This is a genomic window from Bacteroidales bacterium, from assembly GCA_018334875.1.
Lineage (GTDB): Bacteria > Bacteroidota > Bacteroidia > Bacteroidales > UBA12077 > JAGXLC01.
The window spans coordinates 1-6,724 of sequence record JAGXLC010000117.1; the positions used below are offsets into that span (position 1 = coordinate 1).

Here is a 6,724-nt window from a genome sequence, read left to right on the forward strand (position 1 = left end):
CTCTGCAGGGAGCGCGAACAAGGCTTCCTGTGCGCGAGCAGGGATTCCTGATATTTCGGGCTCCGAACCACCGTACAATAAATACGCAGAGCGATGAAGACTTAACAAATGGGAATGGCTGGTCCAACCTGCTGGACCGCCTGGATGACATTGCGGATGACTACCAGGACAATGGTGAAATCTGGACCGGCTTGGTTCCGAACAGTGGTGCATATGCCTGGAATGGTCTGGCCAATGACGGGGTAATTCCATTCTGGTGGGATGACCATCCCAGGATGCTGAGCCGCTCCGGCCAGGGAGCAACATTTGCCCATGAACTGGCCCATACCGTAAGCATCGATCATGCATCCAGCGTTAATGTCGGGGCCAACGCCGGTGTAAATGCCTGCGGAAATCCGGCTGGGGTCGATAATTCCCTGGTATCGCTAACAGAAGACGTGGGTATGGATGTGGCCGCATACCGGTTGATGCCACAAAGCATCCCCACATTGATGACCTATTGTACACCCAACATCAGCGGAACTACAAATTACCAGGACCGCTGGATGTCAATTGACTTGTGGAACCGACTCTGGAACCAAATATAAAGGAGGATAAGATGACAGACTATCAACAATACTTCACATTAATCGGACAACTGGATCAGGAAACAGAATCCGGTTTCCGTTATATGCCCCTGTTTCTTAAAAGCCGCAAGGTTGATTTTGATAAGATCCTTGAGGTCGAAAGCGATATGCAGGCATTGCTACTGGATGGGGGAGGAGAAGTGGTTCTTCGTGTTCCCCTCTCTTACGGCTATTATTGCAACGACACGGAAAAGCTTCCGCAGCTTGCTGTTCGGGGTTACATTCCATTTGATGAACGAACCCGGGCCATACGTTTTGAATACAAACAAAAGATTATCGATGAATTTCGGGTACCGGAGGCCCGTCCCGAAATCAATATAACTTCTGAGATCCCCCGGCGCATTGATCAGGAAACACTTGACCTGAAGTGGAAGACCTCTTACAAGGGTGAGGCTTCTTTGCAGCATAAGGTATTTTATACGAACAATGGAGGGGAAACATGGCAGCCGGTAGGAAACCGCACCGGGGAGCAACAAATGGAAATTGATGTTATGGAGCTTCCTGGCGGAGAGAATTGCCGTTTTACAGTCCAGGTAACCGATGGCTATAACAATGCAAGTGATGAAACCGGTGAATTTGTTATTCAGGATAAGCCCTATGAAGCATTCATATTGTCGCCACTGGATGGCGAGGTACTGGGTGCCGGACGAAGCGTTCTGCTTACCGGCCAGGGTTACGACCCCAATTCCGGGAGAGAAATTAACGAAGGGTTTGTCTGGAGTTCATCAAAGGATGGAGAACTGGGCAAAGGCTCCCTTTTGCAGACCAAACTTAGTGAAGGCAAGCATACCATCAAACTGCAAATCGGGAAATCAACCCAAAGTGTGGGTGTGAGAGTCGAATAATCCCAACATATTGAAATGGCTATTATCAGAAGGCAGGGAAAAATAGCTTCATCCCTGCCTTTTTTGTTAACTATTTATCAGGCACTGCATTAGAAATATTTCAAATGCAATATTCAGAATTGTATATATTGTCCTTTCTATCCTGCATTATTCACAAACGAACGGAGTAAAGTTTGTGAATGTGGGGTGGTAAGCAGGAGGGATGCAGGCTCGCCTTCGCGAAGCTTTGGGCGCCTACGCTAAAGCTTCAGCGACAGCGTGCGGAGCAAGGCAGCCCCGCATTAGAAAAACCAGCTTTTTGCGAAAAATAATGAAGTAAAAAGCTAGGTTTTTCAATAGCGTCAGAATTATTTCGAATAATTCGGGCTATAAGAACTTGAAAATTTTTGATTGCTGAAATTTCCAAAATTGTCCGATATTTTTTAAATTTATAGGATAATTCAAAAGATGTATTATCTGGTATATGTAAATTTTATCCAAAATGAGAAAACTTATCTTATTGTTCATCACCTGGGTTGCTTTTACCCCCGTATACGCTCAGTTGAGCGTGAATGTAGAATCCGGCCTGGCTTTTCAGGGCTACAATGATGTTAGGATTCCCAATGAGCAAACAGCCACAACATTCAGTTTTGATGAGGATTTTGAACTTCAGGGGCCGGTCATCCCCCTTCGCATTACAGTTGGTTATACATTCGCGGGAAAGAATCACCTGATTGGTCTTTATGCCCCTTTGGGTGTAAATTATGAGGGTTCACCTCCTTTTGACATCAATTTTCAGGGAACCCGCTTCCCGGAAGGCCAGAATGTTGACGGTTACTACAAGTTTAACAGCTACCGGCTCACCTACAGGAGGGATGTGCTGGCGACCGAAAAGTGGACTTTGGGTGTGGGCTTTACTGGCAAAATCAGGGATGCCAGAGTACGGTTAAGCACGGATGAGCTGTGGGCCAAAAAGGATGATATTGGTTTTGTTCCGTTGCTGCACATTTTTGCGGCATATGATTTTGAATGCTGGCGCGCATATTTGAGCGGCGATGGACTGGCAGGAGGCCCCGGCCGGGCCTTTGACTTTTTCCTGGGTGGCAAGGTGCCCTTATCGGACAATCTTTCGGTAAAAGCCGGCTACAGAATACTGGAGGGTGGTGCCGATGTGGATGAGGTATATAATTTTACCCTGATTAATTTTGCTTCTGTAGGCCTTGGCTGGGAATTTTGATCTTTACCGTGTTCCTGATATATCGAAATACAAACCTGTAATAAAATTTTCTAAATCATTGACTTAAAAGATATAGCCCATGACAAACCGCAGAGATTTTATTAAAAAAGCAATTGCAGCGGGAATACTGAGTAGCCTCTCTGGTTCTCTGCTGGCACAACCTATGAATGTTTTTTCCTCACCGGAGCAAACTTCTGATGAGACCATAAAGGCCATTCTTCTTCATCTGAGTTATAATATGTGGGAGGACTATATTCCGGAAGAATATAAAGATCCGGATTATGCATGTCAAACCTGCCAGGAAGCAAGGGAATGGGCACATGGATACAGACCTGAGCTGACTTTCGATGAGGAAACGTGGAACGGTTTACTGGAATATATGAGTCAGGTGGGGATGAACATGATCCTGATCGATGTGGGAGATGGAGTGAAATTTGAAAGCCACCCGGAAATTGCAGTTAAAAATGCCTGGCCAGCCGATAAGTTGCGCAAGGAACTTGGAAAAATGAGAAAAATGGGACTGGAGCCCATTCCGAAGCTCAATTTTGGTGCGGGCCACGATATCTGGCTGGGGAAATATTCGCGGATGGTTTCCACAGATAAGTATTATGGCGTCTGTAAGGACCTCATCACAGAAGTAGCCGATCTGTTTAACAAACCCCGGTTTTTTCATTTAGGCATGGATGAAGAGACCGCACGACATCAGCGAAGATTGAAACATGCCGTTATCAGGCAGGATAATCTCTGGTGGGGTGATTTTTATTTTCTGATCGGTGAGGTAGAAAAGAATAATGTCCGCCCCTGGATTTGGTCTGACTACGTGTGGCATCATCCGGATGTTTTTTTCAGAAAAATGCCGAAATCCGTACTTCAAAGCAACTGGTACTACGGAACGGATTTTGGTTCCGATCCGCATGAATACGTACAATATTATGAAGCTCTGGATAAGCGTGGCTATGACCAGATCCCGACAGGGAGCAACCATTCTGATCCCAATAATATGGGCATGACGGTTGAGTATTGCAGAAATGTTATTGATCCCGGCCGGCTCTATGGGTTTATGACGGCCCCCTGGCGGCCTACTTTGGCACCTTGTTTTGAAAGGCATAAGCAGGCAATCGATCAGATGGTCTCGGCCTTAAACAATCATTAAATCATTGGTCTTCTCTTTGTAAAAAATATGTGCTATGGAACCTAAGTTTACCATGTGTCAGATGAATTTTTCCACATTATCGCGATTCATTCTAATGCTGTGTCTCCTGCTTCTTGTTTCAGGTTTTCAAACAAATGAGGAAAGCGCTGTATTGAAAGTAGGAGCTGCCCGGAATGAAATTACTCCACCCGTTGGCTATCCTGCTTATCGGGGCGAGAGCACCGGGGTGGCCACACCGCTTTACGCCAAGGCCCTGGTATTCAAACAGGGAGATAACCGGGGCGCCTTGCTTATCTGTGATCTGCTTTGTATTCCGAGAGATCTGAGCAGGATTGTCAGGGAGCGGGTTTCTGAGCGTACAGATATCCCTTTTGAGCATATCAGCATTGCTGCCACACATACCCATACTGGACCGGCTTTTCGCGATTCGGTCAGGAAGTATGGCTCCCGCCAGTCAGCCGGAGCATTGACCGAAGGGGATAAAGGAAGCTATGTAGCGGAGTTGATGCGGAAGATGACCGAGACCATTGTCAATGCAGACGCAAAAGCACAGGAATCTGAGCTGACAGCGGGTATAGGGCATGAATCGGACGTCTCTTTCAACCGGAGGCGAATTATGACCAACGGTAAAGTAGGCTGGAATCCGGGTTTCCAGAATCCAAAAATTGTTCGCCCGGCAGGTCCCATTGATCGGGATGTGCATTTTGTAATGTTCAGACCTGCCGAAGAGGAGCATTTTAGTGCTTCCCTTACCGTTTTTGCCAATCATACCGATACACACGGCGGAACCAGGTTTCATGGAGATTATCCCTTTTATCTTCAGGAAAATCTCCAGGAGATATTTGATGAAGATATGGTTTCTGTATTTGGGAACGGGACCTGTGGGGAACTGAATCACCATGATTTTTCTGCTCCCCGGCCTGCAGAAAAGAAAACGGAGATGATCGGGAAAAGACTAGCTGAAGCCATTCAGGAAGCCTTTTCCGAAAGGGAAAAGTTGCATCCTGATTTTGAGGCGAAGTCCAGAATTATCTATCCGGCATTACAGGATTTTACAGAAGAAGAATATCGTTGGGCCAGCGATGAAGATGCTGAACCCCTTTATGAGGAACGCTCCTTTCTGGAGGAAAGGCGGCGCAATAAGATTCTGGACCTGAAGCAAAGGAGAGGCAGAGAAGCGGTCACTCCTGTGGTTTCAGGAGAGCCGTGGCGTCTGCCGGTAGAAATCCATGTGTTTCGGCTTGGTGCTGAAACCGCAATCGTGACATTGCCGGGTGAGGTCTCGGTTGAGTTGGGCCTGAAGCTGAAAGAACAATCTCCCTTTGCCAATACCATGGTGATTGAACTGGCCAATATCGACATTAATTATGTCCCGACAAAACGCCAGTTCAGAGAAGGAGAATACGAACCCATGAATTCACGCCTGATGCCCGGGGCAGGGGAAAAGATGGTTGAAACGGCCCTGCGGATGCTGGAAAATACCAGATAATATGGCCAAAAAGTGAAGGGGATGAATACAAAGAAAATTTTCAGTACAGACAAACTTTATATTTTATGAAGAAAACGCTTATTACAGCACTGATCATTTTTATATGCAGTTATAGTAGCCATTCTCAGTTGGCAAATAAGGCACCATTCAGGGCAGACACGACCTGGAAGTTTAACTCTATCGATGCGTTTATAAGCGAGAACAGCGAAAATAAGGCCGGAGGGCAACTGGATGTCCGCTTGTTTGTATTACCCGGTCTTTCCATTGGTGGAGTAGGAGAGAACCTGGGGTCGGAAGTGGAAAGTTTTGAAAAAAATTCATGGGAAGACGATGAATCCCCCAATGAGGGAGATTATCAAAGCGATTATGGTGACAGGACCATGCCCATTATAACGGACCCCGAAGCGAACCTTCCTTTTAATGTTGAGCTTGGATACACCTATAAAAACACCCGTATAGGTGTGTCGTGGTTTCGTATGGAGGCTTCCGATGCACAGTCGGGCGAAGTGCCGGGATATAAATTTCAGGGCGAAGAAACATCCGAAGATTTTAGATATGGGTTTGTAAGCTTCTGGAATATGGGATGGGACCTTCACACCAGCAGAAATTTTCCTGCGTCCTGGGTGGAAGGATTCCGGGATATTGATGAAAATGGGGAGGAAGATTATGAGCTTGAGTTTTTCCCGGAAAAAGGCTCCACTCAATGGGAGGCTTCCCATGAAGTTTCTTTCGGTTCTTTTCAGTTTACTGTTCAGCATCCTGTCGTAAAAAAAGAGCGCATGGAGGTAACTCTGGAAGGCGGCTTTCAATATGGCCAATGGAGTGATAATTTGCGGCAATCGTTGAATATTACCAGTCATACCGAACTGACGGACAGATGGACCCAGAATATTTGGGATGAGCAGGCCGAAGATTCAATTATGGTGGAAGTTTTCATGGATTACATATTTCACAATGACATTACGCTTGAAACCAATACTTCTTCGGAATTTAATTCTCCAGGAGTCCTGGCAGGCATTGAAGCCCACTGGGAGATACTGCCTTCATTGCTTTTTTCGGTGGAAGCAGGGGGCTCCGTATTAAGCGGAGAGGCTTCATTTTCCGGTACAGGAACAGATGTGGACGATATTGAAGAAAAGGAAAGGATTACCCTGTATGATATGGATGGAAATTTGATTTCTCTGCCCGATGAAACATGGGGAAGAGAGGAATTTTTATCGGGTGAGTTTGATTTCCCTGAACACACCACTTCCTGGATATCGGTGAATTACAATTTGAATGTGACAGCCTCATACAGAGTAACCGATATGATTTCTTTAAGGGCGGGTTACACTTATATACTCTGGAAAGATCTGCCCATGGCACCCCAATGGAACTATTCCGATGAATTTACCA

General features: G+C 46.1%; 6 protein-coding genes. All 6 read left to right on the forward strand.

From position 1 onward, the window contains the following. Window positions 1–587 (forward strand): hypothetical protein (locus KGY70_10685; GenBank protein MBS3775646.1); only part of this gene is annotated, 587 nt, incomplete at its 5' end. Window positions 588–598: 11 nt separating this feature from the next. Next, window positions 599–1,471 carry a hypothetical protein gene (locus KGY70_10690; protein MBS3775647.1) on the forward strand — a complete coding sequence of 291 codons (873 nt, stop codon included), beginning with the start codon at window positions 599–601 and terminating at the stop codon, window positions 1,469–1,471. Between the two features lie 481 nt (window positions 1,472–1,952). Next, on the forward strand, window positions 1,953–2,687 hold the full coding sequence (locus KGY70_10695; protein MBS3775648.1) for a hypothetical protein: 735 nt from the start codon (window positions 1,953–1,955) through the stop codon (window positions 2,685–2,687). A gap of 79 nt (window positions 2,688–2,766) precedes the next feature. Continuing rightward, window positions 2,767–3,840, forward strand: a complete 1,074-nt coding sequence (locus KGY70_10700) for a Tat pathway signal protein (GenBank protein MBS3775649.1) — start codon at window positions 2,767–2,769, stop codon at window positions 3,838–3,840. A 34-nt stretch (window positions 3,841–3,874) separates the two neighbouring features. Continuing rightward, on the forward strand, window positions 3,875–5,329 hold the full coding sequence (locus KGY70_10705; GenBank protein MBS3775650.1) for a hypothetical protein: 1,455 nt from the start codon (window positions 3,875–3,877) through the stop codon (window positions 5,327–5,329). 65 nt (window positions 5,330–5,394) lie between these two features. After that, a partial coding sequence (locus KGY70_10710) for a hypothetical protein (GenBank protein ID MBS3775651.1) occupies window positions 5,395–6,724 on the forward strand: 1,330 nt, incomplete at its 3' end.